This window comes from Paenibacillus sp. FSL P4-0081 (genome assembly GCF_000758565.1).
GTDB classification, from domain to species: Bacteria; Bacillota; Bacilli; order Paenibacillales; family Paenibacillaceae; genus Paenibacillus_AQ; species Paenibacillus_AQ phytohabitans.
Genome location: NZ_CP009280.1, coordinates 8,030,302 through 8,052,954 on the forward strand (window position 1 = coordinate 8,030,302; position 22,653 = coordinate 8,052,954).

Sequence of the window (22,653 nt, forward strand, 5' to 3'; positions counted from 1 at the left end):
TGTAATGGTTATTGATGACGAATGGCCGGCGCTGGAGCAGATGCGTGAGCTGCTGCTTCAGTGTGACGGCATTTCCTCTGTTCTTGTGTATGATAATCCGCGCGAAGCTTTTACGGCTGCCGTAGAACATAAGCCCGACATTCTATTTCTGGACATCCAGATGCCTGAGCTGTCCGGCTTGGCTTTTGCCGAGAAGCTGCTGCCCTTCTCACCGGACACGGATATCGTATTCGTGACAGCGTACCGGAATTATGCCGTTGAAGCCTTTGAGCTGTCGGCGGTGGATTATCTGCTGAAGCCCGTAGACCCCCCGCGCCTGCTCAAGACGTGGAACAAGATACTCTCCAAGCGTATGCTGCCCGGCGCCACCGGGACAAGAAGTGCGGAAACGGCCTTCCGGCTTCTTGGCGGTTATGAGCTGACCGGTCCGCAGGGCGCCGTGAAATGGAGCACTCATAAGGCGGAGGAATTATTCGCCTATCTATGGATTCACAGACAGGGCAGCGTAAGTGTAATTCTGAATGATGTGTTTCCGCAATGGAACTATGAGAAGGGCAAGCAATATCTGCACACCACTGTCTATCAGATCCGCAAAACCTTAAAGAAAGCTGCGCTGGGGGACAGTATTGAGCTGACCTTCGACAGGGAAAACTACCGGCTGGAATCCAGGGGGATCGAAGGCGATACCGAAAGATTCATGGAGGCAGCCACGCTTGCACTGCAGAACAATCAGCCGGAGGAGATGCGTGATGCTGCCGCCCAGTACACAGGGGATCTGCTGCAATCGCTGGACAGCCTCTGGGTGTATTCCTCCCGCGACAAATACCGCCGGATCTATCTTAAGCTGCTGGAGCAGCTTGCCCTGGAGCTGATACAGTCCGGACGTCATTATGAAGCTGAAGATTACGCCGTACGCCTGGCCGAGCTGGAGCCGCTGGATGAGAGTTATGCCCTGCAATTGATCTCCATTTATTATGAAATCGGCAAACCTCTGAGAGCGCAGCGAAAATTCACCCAATTCAGGGACTCCTACAAAGCCGAGACGGGTGATGACCTGCCGGAATGGTTCATGGAGGTCTATCAGCGCCTGGGTAAATAAGTGCTGAAGCATGTTCAAAGATTAAAGCACACTAAAAAAGCAGCTCCGGCTTCCTTCCTCCTGCCCGGGCTGCTTTTTAGCGCAAATATGTATATTTTGTGCTCACCGTTTCGATATTTTATGTCATAGTTCGACGTTTATCAGCGTTTTATCAGTGACAATTGTTACCATTGTTCTTACACAGGTTGATTCAGGCACAGGATGCATGATTAGAGCTACGGAGGTTGAAGAATGAATACATGGACCGGATTCAAAAAAGTTGTCAAAACTACCCGATTGCTGCCGCTTATGATGTCGATGATTCGTGAGGTTACTGCAGATAGTACGGCTCCTGCGATGTCCGTAGAAGTTACCACGGATAAAAGCGCCTATTTACCCGGTGATGAAGTAACCGTGCAAGTCCTTTTGCGGGATTTCGCTCCCAATGACCAAGGCTACAGCTATTTCAACTTCATTGTGCAATATGACAGTCAGGTATTCGACAACGCTGAATACACGCAGCAGTCTGTCTATATGGATGCAGACTATACTCCCGGCGATGAAGTGAATAATATCTTTCAGTTCAACTTCCAGAACCCGGTTGACGGCAGCATCTATCTCGGAATGAACACCACTATGCGCGGAATCGATATTCAGGTCGAAGCGGCCAATAAACTAAGCTGCATTCCGGCTGTAGACCAGACGCTGGTAACCTTCAAGCTGCGGGTCAGAGAACAGACACTTGCATCCTCCTCGACCATCAGTCTTGCTAATGAATTCACCAGAATCCGAACCTCTGAAGCAGGCAACAGCTTTTATCTATACTCGCCCGATGTTACAGAGATCACTCCAGCCCCTGTTGAAATTACCAGTTCCCCGTCCGTATCTGTCTTCTCATCCCCGGAGTCAACCAACCGTCTGGCATAGCGGAGTACCCCTCAAATCCAGATCCAGCTTCATATTACACTGCAGATTGGCAGCCGTCTCTCCTTCCTGTACTATAGCTGTATACATACTCAGGAAGCAGGTGGATTGTTATGCTGCATTCAGAACTTATAAAGTTACGGGCAACAACCCTGGAAGATCTCGACTTTGTCCTGGATGCCGAGGGGGCTGAGCTAAACCGCCGGTTCATCGGCCAGTGGAGCAGGGATCAGCACACAGCAGCTTTGGATGACGGAGATATTATGCACCTGATTGTTCAAGACTCAGCCGGGGAACGGGCCGGTTACGTGATCCTTACAGGAATTCAGGACCGTAATCTCACGGTCTGTATCCAGCGGATTGTCATCCAGACCAAGGGCTGCGGCTATGGAACAATGACACTGAAGCTGCTGACCAACTGGGTCTTCACCCATACAGATACTCACCGGCTGTGGCTGGACGTCAAAGATTATAACGCCAGAGCACAGCATGTCTATGAAGGGGCCGGCTTTAAACTGGAAGGCACCTTACGCGAGTGTGTACGGACTGAGGAAGGCTTCGAATCGCTGCAGATCATGTCTATCCTGCGACAGGAATACAGATACGAATAGTTACAGCAGAACAGCCGGTCAGCCCATGTTCAGGAGTGATCCGGCTGTCTTTATATTTAGAATGCCGGAACTACCGCCACGATAATATTGGCAAAAAGCCGCGATCCTAAGATCGCAGCCCTCTATCCGTATTGCTGATTTACGTATGGGTTTCGATCGGAGCCGCCGGCTTGCTGCCGCCAAAGATCAGCGTCGTCACATGCTTGCGCGCATCTGCTGTAAGCAGCAGCAGCTCTACCGGTTCTCCGGCCGGCTCCCTGCGGATAAATCGGACCTTCGCGCCGTCCAGATCCTCGAAGATGCCGGTAACCGTATATCCCTGCAGCAGGAGGCTGTCAATCGCCTGCCGCTCTTGGTCGAACTCGTCGAATGCCGACATCTCAGATCACTCCTCCGCTGATTTCCGCCTGGGCCGGACGGGGCGCTTCCGCCTCGAAACGCTTGCGGTGCAAATATTTGCCCGCACCGGCTGTACCGACGAACGCCTTGTCGCGGATAACGAATTCTCCGCGGCTAAGCACAGACACCGGCTCCCCCTTAATCTGCATACCTTCAAAAGCATTATAATCCACATTCATATGATGAGTCTCAGCGGAGAGCGTTCTTTCTACCGCAGGATCGAAGATGACGATATCTGCGTCACTGCCTACAGCGATTGTGCCTTTTTGCGGGAACAGGCCAAACAGCTTGGCACTGGAGGTGGAGATAATATCCACGAACTTGTTAAGTGAAATGCGGCCCTTCTGCACACCTTCAGAGTAGAGTACGCTGAACCGGTCTTCGATGGTTGGCCCGCCGTTCGGAATCTTCGAGAAATCACCCAGCCCCAGATCCTTCTGTCCCTTGAAGTTAAAAGAGCACTGATCAGAACCTATCGTCTGCAGCGTGCCGCTCCACAGCGCATCCCATAATACGTCCTGATTCCACTGCTCGCGCAGCGGAGGAGACCAGACATACTTCGCACCCTCGAAGTCCGGCTTCTCAAGCGCTGACTGGTCCAGCACCAGATACTGCGGGCAGGTCTCACCGTAGACGCGCAGCCCTTTCTTGCGGGCTTCTGCGATCTTCCAGGCGGCTTCGGCACAGGTCACATGCACTACATAGAGCTGCGAATCCGTCAGCCCGGTTAAATATGCAGCCCGGCCGGTGGCCTCGCCCTCCAGCTCGGGAGGTCGGGTCAGTGCGTGATAGATCGGATCGGTGTTGCCGGCAGCCAGCGCCTGGTCGACCAGATACTCGATCACATCGCCGTTCTCGGCATGCACCATTACAAGTGCGCCTTCACGCTTGGCCGCCTGCAGCGTCTTGTACAACACGCCATCATCGGCCTGGAACGTGTTCTTATAAGCCATGAACACCTTCAGCGAAGTGATGCCTTCCTTCTCAATAATCTGCGGCAGCTCGCCAAGCACCTTGTCATTCAGCTCCGACACCATGAGGTGGAAGCTGTAGTCAATGACTGCTTTATCCTGCGACTTGTTATGCCAGGTGTCTACCGCCTGCTGCAGCGGCTGTCCCTTGGTGGTCAGGCAGAAGTCGATAACCGTTGTGGTTCCGCCATAGGCAGCGGCAATCGTGCCGGTCTCGAAATCATCAGCAGTGACGGTACCGCCAAAAGGCATATCCAGGTGCGTATGCGGGTCAATCCCCCCCGGAAATACGTAACAGCCGGAAGCGTCGACAATCTCGGCTCCCGGCGCTTCAAGGTTCAGGCCAATTCCGGTGATGATCCCATCTTCAATCAGGACATCCCCTGTATAAGTATCCGCTGCTGTGACGATAATGCCGTTCTTGATGATCTTCTTCATCTTAACCCACCTCCACTTCCGAATAAGAACCGTTTAATCCGCTAATGACCTGATTACGCTGATTCCAGGTCATCGGGGCCGCTCCGCTATCCAGTGCAACCATATCAATGGCACCCTCCGCCGGGCAGACAATCGAACACAGATTACAGCCTACACAGTCTTCCTCACGCACCTGTAGAATCGCCTTGCCTTCAGCATTCGTAAGCATGTCGATACATTGATGCGAAGCGTCCTCGCAGGCGATATGGCATTTATTGCAGTTGATGCAGTTATCCTCGTTAATCCGCGCAACCACTTTATAGTTGAGGTCGAGATCGCCCCAGTTGGAATACTTGGGCACCGACTTGCCAATCAGTTCCATGACGGAAGCCAGCCCTTTCTCATCCAGGTAATTATTCAGGCCGTCGATCATCTCCTCCACAATCCGGAAGCCATGATGCATAACCGCCGTACAGACCTGAATGCCGGTGGAGCCCATTAGCATGAACTCTACGACATCCTGCCAGGTGGAGATGCCGCCGATTCCGGAAATCGGAACACCGACTGCGCGGTCACGCGCACACTCCGCCACCATGCTGAGGGCAATCGGCTTCACCGCCGGGCCGCAGTAGCCGCCGTGCGCGCCCTGGCCGCCGACATTCGGGATCGTGTTCCAGCTGTGAATATCCACCCCGGCCAGGCTGTTGATCGTATTGATCAGGCTGATCGCATCCGCGCCGCCTTTGACGGCATGCCGGGCTACGACCGTAATGTCGGTGATATTCGGCGTCAGCTTCACAATGACCGGCGTTGTCGCCACTTCCTTGACCCAGGTGGTCTGCGCCTGCACCAGATCGGGCTGCTGGCCGGAGGCTGCGCCCATTCCGCGCTCGGCCATCCCGTGCGGACAGCCGAAGTTGAGCTCAAGGCCGTCTACGCCGACCGCTTCGACGCGCTTGACGATTTCATGCCATTTCTCCTGCTTGGGCTCAACCATCAGCGAAGCGATAATCGTATTGTTCGGGAATCTCTTCTTCGTCTCATAGATTTCCTTGAGGTTAACCTCCAGCGGACGGTCGGTAATGAGCTCGATATTGTTGAAGCCCGCTACACGCTGCCCGTTAAAATGAACGGCGGCAAACCGTGAGGAGGTGTTAATGACCGGCTCGCCCAGCGTTTTCCACACCGCGCCGCCCCAGCCTGCTTCGAATGCACGCTGCACCTGATAACCTGTATTGGTAGGCGGCGCAGAGGCCAGCCAGAACGGATTCGGTGACTTGATTCCTGCAAAATCAATACTGAGATCTGCCATTGATATTCCCTCCCTGTCTTATGAAATCTATACCGCAGAGCCAACCACACTGTCCTGATGGCCCGACATTTGCTTCACAATTGCATAGGCGGCATCCTTGCCCTGCTGGGCGGCGGAGACAACCATCGCTTCACCTGCACCGGAACCGAAGACGATATCACCGGCAGCATAGATCTGCGGATCAGAGGTACGCCCGGTTGCCCCGTCAATCTTCACTACACCCCGGTGATGCTCCAGGCCCAGCGCTTCAATCAGATCCATCCGCCGCTTCTGCCCGATCGCCACTACGACCGCGTCCACAGGCAGAATGAATTCGGAGCCCTCCACCGGCATTGGAGCAAGGCGGCCGTCCGGACCGGTCTCGCCCGTCAGCTTCATCAGCACACATTCCAGCCCGGTAACGTTGCCAAGCTCGTCCCCGACAATCCGCTTCGGCAGGGTCAGCCAGCTGAACTCCACGCCTTCCTGCTTGGCGAATTCATATTCGAAGTCATAGGCCGTCATCTCCGTACGGGTCCGGCGGTAGACCATCTTCACGTTCGCTGCGCCAAGCCGCACGGAGCAGGTAGCCGCATCGATCGCCGTGTTGCCTGCGCCAATGACAGCAACGCGCCGGCCCATCAGCTCCAGGGTAGGAATCCCGGTCTTCGTAGTTTCCACCAGCTCTATCGCATCATAGACACCGGACAGCTTCTCGCCCTCGATGCCCAGCGGTGGGACATAGCCCATGCCTGCAGCCAGCACAATAGCGTCATACCCGGCCTTCAGCTCTTCTACAGAGATATCCACTCCGACCTTCATTCCGGTGCGGATCTCTACACCCAGCTTCTCTACCTGCTCTACTTCCCACAGGGAGATAGACTGCGGCAGCCGGAAAGATACGATCCCATGCGTATCGAGGCCTCCTGCCAGCTGCTTCGCTTCATAGATCACCACCTGGAAGCCTTCCCGCGCCAGCTCTCTGGCTGCAGACAGCCCTGCCGGTCCGCCGCCGATCACGGCAACTTTTTTGCCGTTGGGACTGCCAGCCTTGAATAACTGAACTCCGCTGCTGATCGCCCAGTCAGTAGCGTAACGCTGCAGCAGGCCAATCTGAATCGGCGCCGAAGCGTCATTCAGGACACAGGCGCCTTCGCACAGCTCTTCGGTAGGGCATACGCGGGCGCAGCTGGCGCCTACCGGATTGGAATCCATAATCGTCTGCGCCGAACCCTTGAGGTTATCGGTGGCGATTCTTTTGATGAAGGAAGGGATATTAATGCTGGTCGGACAGGCCTTGATACAAGGGGCATCATAACAATACAGACAGCGGTTGGATTCCTCGATTGCACCTTTGCGGGTAAGTCCCGGCTCAGCCTCGGCAAAATTGCGCATGAACATATCAGGTGTGAATGTTAACGGAAAAGCCTGCTCCATCGGTTATCCCTCCTTCTGTATGATAGCTTCCGCTTTCGAATCAGGTTTGTGTTATATAATATAACATTATTACGATGATTGCCTTAATATTTTACTTACTTATCAGGATTATTGTAGTAAAATGAACTCTAAGCCAACATCAACACTGATTCATATTCAATATTGAGTCATATTTCCTGACATTCTATATTCAAACTATAGCCAATTCGATTTTTCGTTACATTAGACACATTGTCTAATTTCAAAAGTCTATTTTTTACCTGTGGGAATGTGCTGAGAATGGAGAAGCCGCGCAGGCGGGCTGCAAGGCATACGTTCAACGAGGGGGAAGCTTATGGATTGGGAACTTGTATTTACGATCCGCGATGCGCTGAAGAGACCGCTGTTTGCGGAAGCCGAGCTGATTGGAGGAAGAAACGGCCTGAACCGGGCGGTCCGCTGGGTGCATGTGCTGGAGAGCTCAAGCTTCGACAGCCTGATTCACGGAGAAGAGATGATTCTGACCACCGGGATGAGCGCAAGCTCTGATTTAGCCGCTTCATTATCTTTTATGCAGAATTTGATCGATAAGAACGCCGCATGTTTATGCATTGAGCTTGGAGCGTATTTCAGCTCGATTCCGCAGGAAATGATTGATCTGGCTAACCACCACGACTTCCCGCTGATACAGTTTACCCGCACTGTGCGTTTTGTTGATATCACACTCGATCTGCATTCCCTCATCATCAACCGCCATCACCGCATGCTGCAGGAGCTGGAGAGCATCTCCCGCGAATTCCACCGTCTGACGCTGACCTCCCAGGGGACCCTTAAGGTATTGCAGTTACTATGCAAAAGCACCCGCACACAGATTGTCTATATGCAGCTTCAGGGTAAACCCCTGTTCTTCCCGGCCCTGCCGCCCGAGGAGCAGCAGCCGCTGCTGAGTTTCTTCGAGGCCTTCAGTGAAGAAATGGAGGGCGTTCAACCGGATGCCGCACCGCATATCCGTGAGTATGGCCATAAGACCATTGCCCTGAAGCCAGTCGGAGCCTTGGACCAGACCTGGGCCTATATCCTGATGGTCTGCAATCACAAGCCGCAGGAATTCGACTGCCTGCTGCTGGATTCCGCCTCCCTGTCGATCGCCCAGGAGCTGCTGCGCACGCGGTATATGGAGGAACGCAAGCTTTTCTCCGAGAATCTGTGGGTGGATGAGCTCGTTAGCGGCCGCGGCCAGGATGATAACCGCCTCAAAGGGCTGGTCGGACCCGACTTCAACGTGGTTAACGAGCTGCCGTACCGCGTATGCCTGATCGAGATTGAGAACCCCCGCGACGTCAAATGGAACAGCTCGGAGAATGACTGGGAATCGATCACCTTCCATCTCTCGCTCATTCTGCGCTCGATCTTCGAGAAGTACTCCCTGCGCCCGCTGATTACGCTGAAGAATAACCGGCTGACTGTCATTGCGCTGGATATCCAGTCCAAGCTGCCCGGCAAGCTGCGTCTGCAGCAGGCGCTCGATTCCCTGCAGCATATCCGCTCGGATGAGAAGCTGAAGGACCTGCAGCTCGTTACCGGAGTCAGCAAGTCCCATAGAGGTCTGAAACATGCCCATGCCGGATACCAGGAAGCCGTACAAGCGCTGTCTCTCTATTCTTGTTACCAGAAGTCCATTCTGTTCTATGAAGAGCTTGGCGTCTTTCAGCTGCTGCTGAGCCTGAACGACGGCAAGACGCTGGAGAATTTCATCCGCAGCTATCTCGGCCCGCTGATCGACCACGATGAGGCCAAGGGCAGCGAGCTGATGCTCACACTGCGCGTCTACCTCGACCATGACGGCTCGAAGCAGATTGCCGCGCGGAATCTGTTCATTGTACGGCAATCCCTCTACTACCGGCTGGACAAAATCACCGAGCTGCTCGGCGAGGACTTCATGCTTCCGGAGAACCGGATCTCCATTCAGGTGGCCCTGCGGGCTTACCAGTTCCTGTACCCGGAGAAGTTCAGTCTGCCCAGCTCCCGTTCAGCACAGCTTTGAAGGTGTCGATAATGAACTGAATGTCCTCATCGGTGGAGGATAAAGGGGGAGCGAACGTGAGGACATTATTGAAGCCCGCCACCGTATCCCCGTTCTTGCCGATGATCAGCCCCTTGGATTTGCATTCCGCGATAATACCCTTGACTATGCTGAGGTCAGCAGGCTGTTTGGTGGCTTTATCCGCTACCAGCTCGATGCCAATCACCAGCCCGAAGCTGCGGATATCGCCTACCAGCTTGTGATCCAGAAGACTAGCGAATTCCTCGGCCAGCCGCTTGCCCAGAATGGCGGCGCGCTCCACCAGATTCTCCTGCTCCAGAATCTCCAGGTTGCGCAGCGCGAGCGCACAGGCAGCCGGATTGCCGCCGAAGGTATTCACATGGCGGAAGTGCCCATAGTCGTCGCTGTTATCCTTGAAGGCCTCATAGATCTCCTTGCGTACCGCCGTGGCCGACAAAGGCAGGTAGGCGCTCGTCAGCCCTTTGGCCATCGTGACAATATCCGGCTTGATACCGAAGTTGTGGTGGCCGAACTTGCGGCCGGACCGCCCGAAGCCGCAGATCACCTCATCGATGATCAGCAGCACGCCGTGGGTGTTGCAAATCTCCTGCACCCGGTCCAGGTAGACCTGATGCGGCACAATGACGCCGCCGCCGGTAATGACCGGCTCCATAATCACCGCCGCGACCGACTCCACGCCCTCCCAGATGATCATGTCCTCAATAGCCTGCGCACACTGGAGGTTAAACGCTTCTTCCGTCATGCCTTCAGGACGGCGGTAGCTGTCAGGCGGAGCCACATGAAGGAATCCGCCGCCCAGCGGTTCATATTTGTATTTGCGCTGCGCCTGGCCGGTCGCCGACAGGGAGCCCATCGAGCTTCCGTGATATCCGCGGTAGCGGGCAATGAATTTATGGCGGTAATGATGGCCGGTCTGCTGCTGGTACTGGCGGGCGATTTTGAAGGCGGCTTCATTGGCTTCCGAGCCGCTGTTGGAGAAGAAGATGACATAATCGTCCTCCAGCCATTCGTTCAGCTTCTCCGCCAGGGCGATCGCAGGCATATGACTCTGTGTCAGCGGGAAATACGGCAGGGTCAGCAGCTGATTGTAGGCCGCTTCCGCCAGCTCCTTGCGCCCGTATCCAACATTCACACACCATAGCCCGGACATCCCGTCCAGAAATTTGTTGCCATCAATATCGGTAACCCATGAACCGCTTGCGGATGCGGCTATCATCGGCGGGTTCTGCTCGCTGTATGGTGTAATATTATGCCATAAATACTGCTGATCCTTCTTGAGCAACTGCTCGCTTTCTTTGCCCAGGCTCTGCACGGCACTCTCTCCTCTCGGAAATCCCATTTGATATTTGTATGAATCAACTAATAACGCGCGGTGACCATTTTCTTGCGGGTGTAGAATTCAACGCCGTCGCGGCCATTGGCATGCAGATCGCCATAGAACGACTTCTTGTAGCCTGAGAACGGGAAGAATGCCATCGGGGCCGGTACGCCCAGATTAACCCCCAGCATCCCGGCATCGATCTCTTCGCGGAACTCGCGGATCGCCTTGGCGCTGTCCGTATAGATACAGGCCCCATTGGCAAAAGGCGACTCATTCGTGACGGCTATCGCCTCCGCCAGGTCCTTAACACGCACTACAGACAGCAGGGGCGCGAAGATTTCATCACGCCAGATCGTCATGCCCGTCTGCACATGGTCAAAGATCGTCGGCCCGATGAAATAGCCGCTGCCAGAAGCAGCAGCGTCCTTCCTGCCGTCCCGCACCAATTCCGCCTGCTCGGCAAGCCCTGTCTCGATGTAGGCAATCGTCCGGTCCTTGTTCGACTGCCGGATGACCGGCCCCAGGAACACGCCGTCTTCCTTGCCGTCCCCGATCTTCAGCCCGTCGGCCGCCTCCTTCAGACGGTTCACCAGTTCGTCCGCGATTGTCTCATGCACCGCGACCACCGAGCAGGCCATGCAGCGCTCACCAGCCGAACCGAAGGCGGCGGAAATGATATTCTTCACCGCATTGTCCAGATCCGCATCGGGCAGCACAATCGAATGATTCTTGGCTCCGGCCAGCGCCTGTACCCGCTTGCCGTGCGCCGTACCCTGCTTATATACATATTCCGCCACCGGCTGTGACCCGACGAAGGAAATCGCCTTCACCTCTTCATGCTCCAGCAGACCATTCACGACCTCATGTGCGCCATGCACGACATTCAGCACACCCGGAGGGAAGCCCGCCTCTGCGAACAGCTCCGCCAGCCGGTTCACCAGCAGCGGTGTACGCTCGGAAGGCTTCAGCACAAAGGTATTGCCGCAGGCAATCGCCAGCGGAAACATCCAGCAGGGCACCATCATCGGGAAGTTGAACGGGGCGATGCCGCCGATTACCCCCAGCGGGTAGCGGTACATCCCCGACTCCACGCCCGTGGCGATATCCGGCAGCTGGCTGCCCATCATCAGTGTGGGAACGCCGGCGGCAAATTCCACGCATTCGATGCCGCGCTGCACCTCGCCCAGCGCTTCCTCCAGGCTTTTGCCGTTCTCCAGCGTGATCAGCTCCGCCAGCTCATTCCAGTGCTGCACCAGCAGCTGCTGGTACTGGAAGAAATAGCGGGCACGGCGAGGAACAGCTACTCTTTTCCACGATGCATAGGCCTCTGAAGCTGCCTGTACGGCAACGTTCAGCTCAGCACGGCTGGAGATCGGTACATAAGCAATCACTTCGCCCGTTGCCGGATTGAACACCTCCTCTTCCTGCCCGGATGAGGATTCCACCCAAGCACCATTCACATAGTTCTTCACTTTACCGGCCTGCCCCACGAGCAGAGACATAGTCTGCACCTCTTTCCATATTCTGGGCTGTTTATTATAATAGATGACCGCCGTGCCCGGGCGGCCATCTAATATAGCTATATAAGCTGAACTTAAGAATGATGCCCTGCTGATTCTTAAACTCACTATATATAGAAGGAAATTGGTTATTTTGCCGCCATCTCGACAATTTCGTTCGTATAGGCTGCATTCACATCAGATGCCGTCTTGATTACACCGAATTTGAGCGCAATATCGGCTGTCTGCTGGAATGCCGCTGCATCCGTATAACCCATCTTGGAAGCATCGAAGCCCTCCGGCTGAATCAGCTTGGCAACTTCAGTCATCATCGTCAGCTGATGCTCGCGGGACGTGCTGCCTTCTTCCGCAAGCTTCATTACACTGTCAACAGCCGCTTCAGGATCGGCAATCGCATCTGCCCAGCCCTTGAGGGAAGCACGGACGAATTTGGCTGCCGTTTCTTTATTGGCATCCAGCCATTCCTTGTTGGCGAACAGGTTGTCTTCGAGCATCGCCACACCCTCGTCATTCATGTCAATTACGCTCAAATCCTCTGCCTTGATGCCTGATTCCAGCACCACCTGATATTCGTTGTAGGTCATGGCCGATGCCGCATCGATCTCACCGCCGAGGAACTGGTCCATGGTGAAGCCCTGCTTGGTGAAGTTCAGATCCTTATTAGAATCCAGTTTGTATTTATCAAAGAGGGCCAGAATTTCGAACTCGTTACCGCCCATCCAGTTGCCGACCTTCTTGCCCTTCAGGTCAGCCGGTGTAGCGATACCCGCATCCTTCTTGGATACCAGCACCAGGCCGCTCTTCTGGAAGATCTGGGCGATCTGCACCAGCGGCATTTCCTGCTCCTGGCTGGTCAGCAGACTCGCCACCCAGTCTACGCCGATATCCGCCGAACCGCCCGCCACCTGCTGCTCCGGCACGATATCCGGACCGCCGGGCAGAATCTCAACCTTCAGCCCTTCTTCGGCATAGTAACCTTTGTCCTGGGCTAAGAAGTAGCCGGCGAACTGCGCCTGCGGAACCCACTTGAGCTGCAGCTTCACGGTAACCGGATCAGCCGCCGGTTCTGTGGTTGCCGCCGCTTCCGGCGAAGCCGCAGCCGTATTGCCCGCTGTCGCCTCTGCCGCAGGAGCATTATTGTTGTTGCCGCCGCAGCCTGCCAGTAGTGAAATCATCATAATAACCGCAGCCATCATTAACCCGCCACGAAATTTGCTTTTTTTACCGTTCATCTCAGCAACTCCCCCTACCAAATTGAGTTTTGTAATCCGGCCAAACACAGCATGGTTGCCATCGTGATGCTCTATGCATACGGTCATGCGTTGACAGCTTCTCTATATCCCGTCAGCGCAGAAGCCGGATGTAACAGGTACAGGGTGTTACGGTTGTTGCAAGTGTTACGCGCGCTGGGAGGGATGCCACTTGATGAATGCCTTCTCCAGCCGTTCAACGGCCAGGTAAAAGATGACTCCGGCAATGGCTGCCAGCACAATGCAGGACCAGCCCAGCGGCATTTTGGCCACCTTGATGGAGTTGGAGAGCAGATAGCCGAGTCCCCGCGAAGAGAAGAAGAACTCCCCGACAATGGCTCCGATCATACTCGCCGTAGCGTTGATCTTCAGCGCGGTGAATACATAGGGCAGGCTGTTCTGAATCCGCAGATAGCGGAATACTGCCGGTTTGCCCGCTGCATAGGAATGCATCAGGTCAAGGGCCAGCGGATCAACAGCCGCCATGCCCTTGTAGGCATTGATGGCCATGGCCGCCATCGTGGTCGCGGTAACAATAGCGGCCCGTGAGCCGATGCCGTCACCAAACCACAGGTTCATGATCGGGGCAAGCGCCACGATCGGCACGGCATTCAGCGCAGCAACCATTGTCAGGCTGCCCCCGCCCCAGCGGGGCCAGGCCGTTGCGGCCAGCGCAATGAGGAAGCCGCAGGCTGAACCGATCAGCATGCCAAGGACGGCTTCAGTGAGGGTATATCCGGTGTAAGAGAGCAGCAGGCTGAAGTTGTCCCGCATAGCTTCCGCTATGGCCGAGGGCAACGGCAGCTGATATTTCTTCAAATCGAAGATTCGGTGAAACACTTGATATTCCCACAACACCAGGAATATCACCCCGGCCAGGAGGGGAAGGATGATTCCGGGATTCAGCCGCCGCAAGGGACGGCGGGGATTCTTTTGCTTCCCTGGTTCTGATGAAATTCCGTTGTTAGATGCCGGGATTGGAGCAGAACCCGCCTCCGTGCCGGCAGAAGTAATGAATGGGATATCGCGTACAGAATTGCTTGCCATCAGCGGCTCCCTCCTTTGGGACGGAATTCCGGCTGCCAAGGCGCCACCAGACGTTCGGCCAGGCTCATCAGCCAGTAGCTTGCCATGCCGAGCAGGGCGCCGACCAGTACGGTGGACCAGAACATATACGTATGGGAAGGGCCATAGTAGAGATTGCGGAGCATAATTACACCGATGCCGTGCTGCGCACCCATCAGCTCAACGAGAATAGCGCCCGTTACAGCCAGCGGTGCAGCAATCTTCAGGCCGCTGAACAGACCCGGCAGCGCTGCGGGGAAACGCAGCTTCCAATAGACTGCCCAAGGCTTAGCAGCATAGGAATGCATCAGCTCCAGCGCGGATAGATCCACACTGCGCAGTCCGCGCAGCATGTTAAGCGCCACCGGGAAAAAGGTGATATACCCGGATATAATAATCCGCGACACCTGCTCGTCGCGTACAATACCATAGATAATCGGCGCCAGGCCAAGGATTGGAATCATCTGGGAGGCAATGGCATAGGGGAAGGCAAGCTGTTCTATTGTCTTCGACAGGCTCATCAGTACTGCCAGAACGACCCCGGCCAGCGCTCCGATCAGAAATCCGACACCGGCATTGCCGAAGGTGGCCCCGCCCTCTTGCAGGAGCGTCCCGCTATACTTCCAGAGGGTTGCGGCCACTTCATGGACATAAGGCAGCTTAGACTGGGCGAGCGGTGTCTTCGCTACATTCAGCAGCCACCATGAGACAGCCTCCCAGACCACCAGCAAACCAAAGATCCAGACGAACAGCGGCAGCACGCGCTCCCGCATAAACGCACTGTTCTGCTTCATGCCTACACCCCTTCGAAGCTGTCGCGGATGCGGGCGATCAGTTCAAAAAACTCAGGACTGTTTCTCATCTCCGCCGTCCGCGGGCGCGGCAGCGGAATATCAACAATCGCAGACAGTCTTCCCGGATGCGGGGATAACACGAATACTCTGTCTGACAGAAAGATGGATTCAGGGATGCTGTGAGTGACGAATACAATCGTACTCTGGACCTTGCTCCAGACCGAGAGAAGCTCTTCATTCAGGCGTTCGCGGGTAAATTCGTCCAGCGCAGAGAAGGGTTCATCCATGAGCAGAATTTCCGGCTCCATCGAGAGTGCTCTGGCGATGGCTACGCGCTGCTGCATCCCTCCGCTCAGCTGCCAGGGATATTTATCAGCAAACCCCTGTAACCCCACGAGATCCAGCAGTTCCAGCGCCTTATCCTCTCGGACCGATTTCTTAACGCCCATCAGCTCCAGCGGCAGCGTAATATTATGTTTGACCTTCCGCCAGTCATACAGCACCGGACTCTGAAAGACAATCCCATACTTTTGTGCCAGCCGCGCTTCCTTCGCCGTCTTTCCGGCCACCATAATATTTCCGGCTGTTGGTGTTATAAGATCTGCCATCAGTCTCAGCAGTGTGGTTTTACCGCATCCGGAAGGTCCCAGCAGGGACACGAACTCTCCTTTGCCAATATCAAGGCTTACCTGATGCAGCGCAAGCACGTCAGCCGTTTCCGTCTTATAACGCATCTCGACGCTCTCCAGCTGTATTTCAGGAATTTTCGTCGCTACTAATGACATTTCCAGCTCCCCCTTCATCCCTGAATCTATTATATGTTAAATAACATAACACATATGTTGTGAAAAAACGCCTTTTTCTCGTTACATGTTCGATTAACTAACATCTTACACTTTGCTCTGCAGACCCACATTAGACAAATCGTAAAATGGACGCTGAGAAATTCCGTCATTTTGTCCAGGAGCCCGTTTGCATTGTTAATAATCTGGAATTGTGCCGATAAAGTTAGTATGTATTCTCACCCTCTGTTGCCGGATTCCTGCCAACTGTTATCTATGCAGATGTGTGATATCATTTAACTATATCTACTCTTCTATAGGAGACCTTTAGCCAATGTTCAAAGCCTATTCCTACACATGGAGGCGCTACCCATGGAATCCATGATTTCCAACTATATAGTCATCGTCTCTATCTCAGGTGTGCTGAGCGCATTGCTGACGCTGTTTGCCTATTATAGGAAGACAGATTTTTCCGGTCTAAAAGCTTTCATTGTAAGCTCAGCCGCTTCGGCGATATATACCTTCGGGTTCGCGCTGGAGCTCTCCGGCAGCACCATGCAGGAAATCGCGTTGTGGGTTAAGGTGGAGTACCTCGGTATGCCCTATATCGCCCCCTCCAGCATGCTAATGATTATGCACTTCGTAGGTCTGGAGCGTCTGATTTCCAAAAAACTGCTGACCGTCCTGTATTCGGTGCCCGTAATCTCTACCGTGCTCGTATGGACCAACGAGTACCACCACCTGTTCTATCAATCCATGCATTTCCGGGAAGGTGCCCCTACACCGCTGATCGATATCGTCATGGGCCCCTGGTATATTGTGCAAGGCAGTCTGACCTTCGGCTGCATGCTGGCGGGCATGTGCCTTATTCTCTGGCGCTGGAACCGGATGAAGCGGGTGTATCTCCGGCAGATGGTGATTATTTTCATCGGGCAGTTCCTGCCCGCACTGGGCGCATTCCTCTACCTGATGGATGCAACTCCGTATGGAATGGACCCCGTGCCCGTAATTATGAGTGTAACGTCCACCCTGTATATATGGGCTATTCTCTCCCGGGGCATGCTTACCGCCGCACCTATTGCCCGCGAGAATCTGTTCGAGAGCATGCGGGACGGCGTGCTGGTCATGGACCTCTCGGACAAGCTTGTTGATTACAACCGGGCCGCAGCCGAGATGCTGCAGGATCTCGATGCCTCCGCAATCGGCAGGCCGCTGGCCCAGCTGTTCCTTCCCGCCGGCAAGGAAGCTGTCGATTATGTGATGAATTCCAATCCCGGGGACAGCGAGGAGCAGGAGCTCGTCTGGAATATGGGGGAGGATGTCCGTTATTACCAGATCCGCTCCTCCCCTGTGCAGAAGCATGACGGGCATCTGGCCGGACGGATGATTATGCTGATCGATGTCACTGAACGGACACTGCTCCAGGAGAAGCTCCTGCAGCTGGCCACCATCGACAGCCTTACCGGTATATATAACCGGACGCATTTCATGGAACTGAGCCGGGGCTTGCTGGAGGAAGCGGCCGAACGCTCCGCCCCCTTTTCGATCATCCTGCTGGATATCGATTTCTTCAAAAGCATCAATGACCGGTACGGACACCAATATGGCGATATGGCATTGCAGCATGTAGTGGGTGTATGCAGCCGGCATGTGCGGGAAGAGGATATCTTCGGACGTTATGGAGGCGAGGAATTCGTCTTATGTCTGCCGGATACTCCCTTGAAGCAGGCGGCGGTCATCTCGGAGCAAATCCGCGGGGATATCGAGCGCAGCGCTTTCTACACGCTGTCAGGGTCCATTAATGTAACGGCAAGCTTCGGCGTGGTGGAAGCCTTCCGCAGTAATATATCGCTGGAGGAGCTGCTCTCCGAAGCCGATCATGCACTCTACACCTCCAAGCGGAACGGCCGCAATGCCGTTCATCTGTCCAGCGGCTCTGCGATCACGCATTTCAAGCCGGTATAATTTCATAACAGTACAACTACCCCCATGCCCGGACAGAATCCTGAGCACGGGGGTAGTGTTGTTTTTGGGAAAATTCTTATCGGGTACCAAAGGGGATGTAATGTCGTGGATAAGTTAACAGAAATATTAGAGGCCCAGCATGTGGGTTTGAAATCCTCCATCATGAACGGCAGATTCGTACTATCCGTCTATTTACTGCGGTACAGGTGTGCCGTCTTCAACATTGAAGCTTAATCCGCATGACTTGGAGAGGCTGAAACGGGTGGTTGCTTTTTGGGACTAGTCTCGGCTTCGGCTGCGGAGTATCACCTTGCGCCCTCCAGGAAATATTCCACGCTCCGCAATAAGCCCGGCGGCAGCTCTTCCAGCTGAAGATACGTCTTCAGCTCCAGCAGCACCCGCTCGCGGTTATCCCCGAAGACATCTACAATCCGGGCAAGACGTTCCCAAGGTACCAGGTCTGCACGGAATTCCTGTTCCGTCATTGGTACTCCATGTGATTCTACAAGCAGGGCCGCCTTATAGCCGTAGATACGCTCCAGCAGCTTAAGGAAACCGGTACTGCTGTAGCGGCGCGGCCCGCCATATACGGACGGTCCCAGGGCATCTCCCAGGAAAAGAACTTTATCTTCTATAACATGCAGGACGCAGGAATCGGCTGAATGATCACCGCCCACATGGCTTAGCTCACAAGTGACTCCGCCCAGATCTACAGTAATGCTTCCGCTAAATATAATATCAGGCGTATCCACGGTGATTACCCGCGGGGAGCCATATTCCAGGCGGATATGCGCTACACTCTCCTCACTGATTGTCCCCTCCTGCACAAGGCCTTCCAGCTCTTCATCACTTCCGCCCAGCCCTACGAGCCGGTTAAGTACTAGCGCTGTTTCTTCATGGGCAATCACAGGGACGTTCCAGGCTGTCATCCCGAAGGTATGGTCCCAATGCCAGTGCGTCAAGGCCAGCAGATCCGGCTGACGCCAGCCCCTTCTTGCCAGCTCTTCCCGGAACAGCTCCGCATGGGAGGGGGAATTCCCCGCATCCATCAGCAGTGTCCGGCGTGAGCCGGAGACGGCCGCCAGGATCGGGCGGTCCGTGTCATGCTCCGCATGCATGATAAGAATATGCGGACTTAGCTCCTGAAACTTATGTTCCATACACAACTTCCTTTCTATTGCTATACCTTAAAGGGTAGGGTAAGCAGAATAAAAGGCATTCTGCCGGAGTATATCCTCTTCCTCTTTTGGTGATAACAGCACCATTGGCAGTTTTTCATTCACGGTATTCTGTTCCAAATCCTATCTTCATGTTGCCTGAGTTTCAGCTTTTAATCAAATGCCCTTGTTTGCCTTGACGGGTTTTCAGTTTAATAAGAGATAGCCAGTGTTGAAACTGGCATAGAGCAGACTGATACAAGGAGGGCGTTCTATGATTAAGATCGGGCTTACCGGCTTCGGAGACCACGAGGAGCTGTACGGCAAAATCAAACCTGCCGACCGGCTTCCTGCGTATAGCGCTTATTTTTCCATTGTGGAGATCGACAGTTCTTTCTATGCCGTGCAGCCGGTCAAGAATTATGTGAAGTGGGTTAACCAGACGCCGGAGCAGTTCAAGTTCATTGTGAAGGCTTACCAGGGGATGACCGGACATCTCCGTGATAAAAAAAATTATTACGATACGCCGGAGGAGATGTACCGCGCCTTCCATACCTCCATTGCCCCTGTGCGTTCGGCAGGCAAGCTGGCCATGACGCTGTTCCAGTTCCCGCCCTGGTTCGACTGCACCAAGGACAATGTGGAATTCCTGCGTGAGGCTAAGGAAAGAATGCTGGATGTGCCCTCCGCCATCGAGTTCCGCAACGATTCCTGGTACAGTCCTGAGCTGCGCAGCAGAACCCTGCAGTTCCTGGAGCAGGAGGGCTGGATTCATACCATAGCCGATGAGCCGCAGGCGGGTTCAGGCTCGATCCCGATTGTACCGGTCGCTACCACGCCGGACATCACCTATGTACGGCTGCACGGCCGCAATACCGGAGGCTGGAATCAGAGCAGTCATCCCGATTGGCGCAAGCTGCGCTATCTGTACCGTTACAGCACCGAAGAACTGGTGGAATGGAAGAACCGTCTGCTTACACTTACGCAGAGCTGCCGTGATATCTATGTAGTCTTTAATAATAATTCCGCCGGTGATGCCACCCCCAATGCGCAGGAGCTGCAGTCCCTGCTTGGGATTGACGGCGGTTTGGCCCCGCGCCAGCTGGACTTATTCACCTGAGGTTCGGAGGTCTACATAAATCTCTTCTACTCCTTGCTGAAGCAACAGACCCAAGAATTGTTCCATTCGTTTCACAACCCTTAAGGAGGCTACCAGGAATGAAGAGAAACCATACTATGATGCAATTTTTTGAATGGCATGTTGCCGCAGACGGAGAACACTGGAAACGCCTTGCCCAAATGGCCCCTGACCTGAAGGCGGCGGGAATTGATTCCGTATGGGTCCCTCCCGTAACCAAGGCGGTCTCTCCGGAAGATACCGGTTATGGAGTCTATGATCTATACGATCTGGGCGAATTTGATCAAAAGGGTGCCGTACGCACGAAATACGGAACCAAGCAGGAACTGGTCGACGCGATTGCCGAATGTCTGAAGAACGGCATCGCGGTCTACGTGGATCTGGTCATGAACCATAAGGCCGGGGCAGATGAGACAGAGGTGTTTGAGGTCATTGAGGTCGATCCTAACGACCGCAATAAGGATATCTCCCAGCCGTTTGAGATTGAAGGCTGGACCAAGTTTGATTTTCCGGGGCGCGGGGATGAGTACTCCAGCTTCAAATGGAACCACACCCACTTCAACGGCACCGATTTCGATGCCAAGGCAAGCCGGAACGGCGTATTCCGGATCGATGGTACGAATAAAGGCTGGAATCAGAATGTGGATGATGAATTCGGCAATTACGACTATCTGATGTTCGCCAATATTGATTACAGTAATGAAGACGTGAAGAACGAAATGCTGAACTGGGGCAAATGGCTGGTCGACACCCTGCAGTGCAGCGGCTACCGCCTGGATGCCATTAAGCATATCAACCATGAGTTCGTTAAAGAATTTGCGGCGGAGATGAAAAAGAAACGCGGCGAAGACTTCTACATTGTCGGCGAATTCTGGAACTCCAATCTGGAGGCCTGCCGCGAATTCCTGAACACCGTTGACTATCAGATCGATCTGTTCGATGTATCGCTGCATTACAAGCTCTACTCGGCTGCGCTGGCGGGCAGGGACTTCGATCTGACGCATATCTTTGACGATACGCTGGTCCAGACGCATCCGGCCAATGCCGTCACCTTCGTCGACAACCATGACTCCCAGCCGCATGAGGCGCTGGAATCATGGGTCGGCGACTGGTTCAAGCAGAGTGCCTATGCCCTGATTCTACTGCGGAGGGACGGATACCCCGTTGTCTTCTACGGCGATTATTACGGTATCGGCGGCCCGGCGCCGGTGGAGGGCAAGAAGGACGCCATCGATCCTCTGCTCTGTGCCCGTTACAACAAGGCCTACGGCGACCAGGATGATTACTTCGACCATCCCAACACCATCGGCTGGGTGCGGCGCGGTGTTCCGGAGATCGAAGGCTCCGGCTGCGCCGTAGTGATCTCGAACGGGGACAACGGAGAGAAGCGGATGTTCGCCGGCGAAGCGCGCGGCGGGGAAGTATGGGAGGATCTGACCGGCAACCGCCAGGAGACTGTCACCATCGGAGAAGACGGCTGGGCAGTATTCCCGGTGAATGGCGGAAGCGTCTCGGTCTGGGCCCTGCCCGATCCGGAGCCGGAGGACGATTGCGTGAAAGAGTGAGCATTGGAGTCCGGCCAGACGGTGGGCGGGCGGTGGGCGTTGGACAGCCGGGGCTGGCGGTGGACTGGCGAGGATAGTCGGCGGGCTGGCGACGGGCAGACGAGGACAGGCGGGGAGCTTGCGGGGGCTGACGAGGACAGGCGGGGAGCTTGCGGGGGCTGACGAGGACAGGCGGTGAAATCAGGAGCACTTTTGCTCCTCATTTCCTCCTTTTGCCCGCGTCCGGTGAAATCAGGGGCACTTTTGCTCCTCATTTCCCACTTTTGCCCGCATCCGGGTGAAATCAGGGGCACTTTTGTTCTTCACTTCCTCCTTTGGTCAACGTCCGGGTATGATTTGAGGGATTTATCCCTTTAATTTCAGCATACAGCCTACTTTCAGCGGAATTAGAGGGATTTATCCCTTTAATTTCACCATACAGCCTACTTTCAGCGGAATTAGAGGGATTTATCCCTTTGATTTCACCATACAGCCCACTTTCAACGGAATTAGAGGGATTTATCCCTTTAATTTCACCATACAGCCCACTTTCAGCGGAATTAGAGGGATTTATCCCTTTGATTTCACCGTGCTGCCGACTTCCGGGGGATTCGGTGGAATTCCTGATACAAGAACAAATTTGTCCTTCAACCGGATTGGCTCCAAGCTCCAAAGAAACGTAACCAGGACATCATGCACGTTCTATACACTACAGACGGATATCATAATTTTCTAAATAACAATAAAAGAGGCGACTCCCTGCCATACGGCAGCGAAATCGCCTCTTTGCTCCGTGCAGCCAGCCATTAGCCAGCCATTCGCCATCTCAGCCAGCCATTCGCCACCTCAGCTAGCCATTCGCCACCTCAGCCAGCCGTTCGCCACCTTAGCCAGCCATTAGCCACCTTAGCCAGCCATTCGCCACCTCAGTCAGCCACTAGCCAG

The 22,653-nt window shown here is 54.5% G+C and carries 18 protein-coding genes; 7 read left to right on the forward strand and 11 right to left on the reverse strand.

Features of this window, described 5'->3' with window-relative positions:
* The first annotated feature begins 4 nt into the window (after positions 1-4).
* From P40081_RS34230 to P40081_RS34240, 3 genes are all read left to right on the forward strand, one after another.
* On the forward strand, positions 5-1,099 hold the full coding sequence (locus P40081_RS34230; RefSeq protein ID WP_042140324.1) for a response regulator: 1,095 nt from the start codon (positions 5-7) through the stop codon (positions 1,097-1,099).
* A gap of 231 nt (positions 1,100-1,330) precedes the next feature.
* Entirely contained in the window at positions 1,331-2,005 is a 675-nt protein-coding gene (locus P40081_RS34235) for a hypothetical protein (RefSeq protein ID WP_042140325.1), read from the forward strand.
* A gap of 110 nt (positions 2,006-2,115) precedes the next feature.
* On the forward strand, positions 2,116-2,613 hold the full coding sequence (locus P40081_RS34240; RefSeq protein ID WP_042140326.1) for a GNAT family N-acetyltransferase: 498 nt from the start codon (positions 2,116-2,118) through the stop codon (positions 2,611-2,613).
* A 139-nt stretch (positions 2,614-2,752) separates the two neighbouring features.
* Here the strand turns inward: P40081_RS34240 and P40081_RS34245 are convergent, their stop codons facing one another.
* From P40081_RS34245 to P40081_RS34260, 4 genes are read right to left on the reverse strand one after another with little or no spacing between them, the layout of a single operon-like run.
* On the reverse strand, positions 2,753-2,992 hold the full coding sequence (locus tag P40081_RS34245) for a hypothetical protein (RefSeq protein WP_042140327.1): 240 nt from the start codon (positions 2,990-2,992) through the stop codon (positions 2,753-2,755).
* Between the two features lies 1 nt (position 2,993).
* Positions 2,994-4,421, reverse strand: a complete 1,428-nt coding sequence (gene hydA, locus P40081_RS34250; RefSeq protein WP_042140328.1) for a dihydropyrimidinase — start codon at positions 4,419-4,421, stop codon at positions 2,994-2,996.
* A gap of 1 nt (position 4,422) precedes the next feature.
* Positions 4,423-5,712, reverse strand: a complete 1,290-nt coding sequence (gene preA / locus P40081_RS34255) for an NAD-dependent dihydropyrimidine dehydrogenase subunit PreA (protein WP_042140329.1) — start codon at positions 5,710-5,712, stop codon at positions 4,423-4,425.
* A 27-nt stretch (positions 5,713-5,739) separates the two neighbouring features.
* Positions 5,740-7,128, reverse strand: coding sequence for an NAD(P)-dependent oxidoreductase (locus tag P40081_RS34260; protein WP_042140330.1), 1,389 nt, complete (start codon positions 7,126-7,128; stop codon positions 5,740-5,742).
* 334 nt (positions 7,129-7,462) lie between these two features.
* Here P40081_RS34260 and P40081_RS34265 point away from each other — a divergent pair, with 334 nt between their 5' ends.
* Positions 7,463-9,151 carry a PucR family transcriptional regulator gene (locus P40081_RS34265; RefSeq protein ID WP_042140331.1) on the forward strand — a complete coding sequence of 563 codons (1,689 nt, stop codon included), beginning with the start codon at positions 7,463-7,465 and terminating at the stop codon, positions 9,149-9,151.
* Here P40081_RS34265 and P40081_RS34270 read toward each other — a convergent pair.
* The 6 genes from P40081_RS34270 to P40081_RS34295 form a co-directional block, all read right to left on the reverse strand.
* Positions 9,117-10,484, reverse strand: a complete 1,368-nt coding sequence (locus tag P40081_RS34270) for an aspartate aminotransferase family protein (RefSeq protein ID WP_231575247.1) — start codon at positions 10,482-10,484, stop codon at positions 9,117-9,119. The genes P40081_RS34265 and P40081_RS34270 overlap by 35 nt on opposite strands.
* Positions 10,485-10,531: 47 nt before the next feature.
* Positions 10,532-11,995, reverse strand: coding sequence for a CoA-acylating methylmalonate-semialdehyde dehydrogenase (locus P40081_RS34275; protein ID WP_042140333.1), 1,464 nt, complete (start codon positions 11,993-11,995; stop codon positions 10,532-10,534).
* A 146-nt stretch (positions 11,996-12,141) separates the two neighbouring features.
* Positions 12,142-13,245, reverse strand: coding sequence for an ABC transporter substrate-binding protein (locus P40081_RS34280; protein ID WP_042140334.1), 1,104 nt, complete (start codon positions 13,243-13,245; stop codon positions 12,142-12,144).
* A gap of 165 nt (positions 13,246-13,410) precedes the next feature.
* Complete coding sequence (locus tag P40081_RS34285) at positions 13,411-14,310, reverse strand: ABC transporter permease (protein WP_052422149.1); 900 nt, start codon at positions 14,308-14,310, stop codon at positions 13,411-13,413.
* Entirely contained in the window at positions 14,310-15,122 is an 813-nt protein-coding gene (locus P40081_RS34290; RefSeq protein ID WP_042140335.1) for an ABC transporter permease, read from the reverse strand. Before P40081_RS34290 ends, P40081_RS34285 begins: the two co-directional genes overlap by 1 nt.
* Before the next feature lie 2 nt (positions 15,123-15,124).
* Complete coding sequence (locus P40081_RS34295; RefSeq protein WP_042140336.1) at positions 15,125-15,907, reverse strand: ABC transporter ATP-binding protein; 783 nt, start codon at positions 15,905-15,907, stop codon at positions 15,125-15,127.
* A 369-nt stretch (positions 15,908-16,276) separates the two neighbouring features.
* Here P40081_RS34295 and P40081_RS34300 point away from each other — a divergent pair, with 369 nt between their 5' ends.
* Positions 16,277-17,869, forward strand: coding sequence for a histidine kinase N-terminal 7TM domain-containing diguanylate cyclase (locus P40081_RS34300; protein ID WP_042140337.1), 1,593 nt, complete (start codon positions 16,277-16,279; stop codon positions 17,867-17,869).
* A 305-nt stretch (positions 17,870-18,174) separates the two neighbouring features.
* Here the strand turns inward: P40081_RS34300 and P40081_RS34305 are convergent, their stop codons facing one another.
* Entirely contained in the window at positions 18,175-19,029 is an 855-nt protein-coding gene (locus P40081_RS34305) for an MBL fold metallo-hydrolase (RefSeq protein ID WP_042140338.1), read from the reverse strand.
* A gap of 271 nt (positions 19,030-19,300) precedes the next feature.
* Between P40081_RS34305 and P40081_RS34310 the strand changes: the two genes are divergently transcribed.
* A complete protein-coding gene (locus tag P40081_RS34310) occupies positions 19,301-20,146 on the forward strand; it encodes a DUF72 domain-containing protein (protein ID WP_042140339.1) in 846 nt (281 codons plus the stop codon).
* 98 nt (positions 20,147-20,244) lie between these two features.
* Positions 20,245-21,729, forward strand: coding sequence for an alpha-amylase (locus P40081_RS34315; protein WP_042140340.1), 1,485 nt, complete (start codon positions 20,245-20,247; stop codon positions 21,727-21,729).
* Positions 21,730-22,653 lie beyond the last annotated feature (924 nt).

Bases quoted from the DNA above. Each gene is read 5' to 3' on its own strand.
- P40081_RS34315 (WP_042140340.1), top strand. From the start codon at position 20,245: ATGAAGAGAAACCATACTATGATGCAATTTTTTGAATGGCATGTTGCC.
- P40081_RS34265 (WP_042140331.1), top strand. From the start codon at position 7,463: ATGGATTGGGAACTTGTATTTACGATCCGCGATGCGCTGAAGAGACCG.
- P40081_RS34285 (WP_052422149.1), bottom strand. From the start codon at position 14,310: ATGGCAAGCAATTCTGTACGCGATATCCCATTCATTACTTCTGCCGGC.
- P40081_RS34230 (WP_042140324.1), top strand. From the start codon at position 5: ATGGTTATTGATGACGAATGGCCGGCGCTGGAGCAGATGCGTGAGCTG.
- P40081_RS34245 (WP_042140327.1), bottom strand. From the start codon at position 2,992: ATGTCGGCATTCGACGAGTTCGACCAAGAGCGGCAGGCGATTGACAGC.
- P40081_RS34240 (WP_042140326.1), top strand. From the start codon at position 2,116: ATGCTGCATTCAGAACTTATAAAGTTACGGGCAACAACCCTGGAAGAT.
- P40081_RS34290 (WP_042140335.1), bottom strand. From the start codon at position 15,122: ATGAAGCAGAACAGTGCGTTTATGCGGGAGCGCGTGCTGCCGCTGTTC.
- P40081_RS34280 (WP_042140334.1), bottom strand. From the start codon at position 13,245: ATGAACGGTAAAAAAAGCAAATTTCGTGGCGGGTTAATGATGGCTGCG.
- P40081_RS34300 (WP_042140337.1), top strand. From the start codon at position 16,277: ATGGAATCCATGATTTCCAACTATATAGTCATCGTCTCTATCTCAGGT.
- P40081_RS34235 (WP_042140325.1), top strand. From the start codon at position 1,331: ATGAATACATGGACCGGATTCAAAAAAGTTGTCAAAACTACCCGATTG.
- P40081_RS34260 (WP_042140330.1), bottom strand. From the start codon at position 7,128: ATGGAGCAGGCTTTTCCGTTAACATTCACACCTGATATGTTCATGCGC.
- P40081_RS34275 (WP_042140333.1), bottom strand. From the start codon at position 11,995: ATGTCTCTGCTCGTGGGGCAGGCCGGTAAAGTGAAGAACTATGTGAAT.
- P40081_RS34310 (WP_042140339.1), top strand. From the start codon at position 19,301: ATGATTAAGATCGGGCTTACCGGCTTCGGAGACCACGAGGAGCTGTAC.
- P40081_RS34305 (WP_042140338.1), bottom strand. From the start codon at position 19,029: ATGGAACATAAGTTTCAGGAGCTAAGTCCGCATATTCTTATCATGCAT.
- P40081_RS34295 (WP_042140336.1), bottom strand. From the start codon at position 15,907: ATGTCATTAGTAGCGACGAAAATTCCTGAAATACAGCTGGAGAGCGTC.
- preA (WP_042140329.1), bottom strand. From the start codon at position 5,712: ATGGCAGATCTCAGTATTGATTTTGCAGGAATCAAGTCACCGAATCCG.
- hydA (WP_042140328.1), bottom strand. From the start codon at position 4,421: ATGAAGAAGATCATCAAGAACGGCATTATCGTCACAGCAGCGGATACT.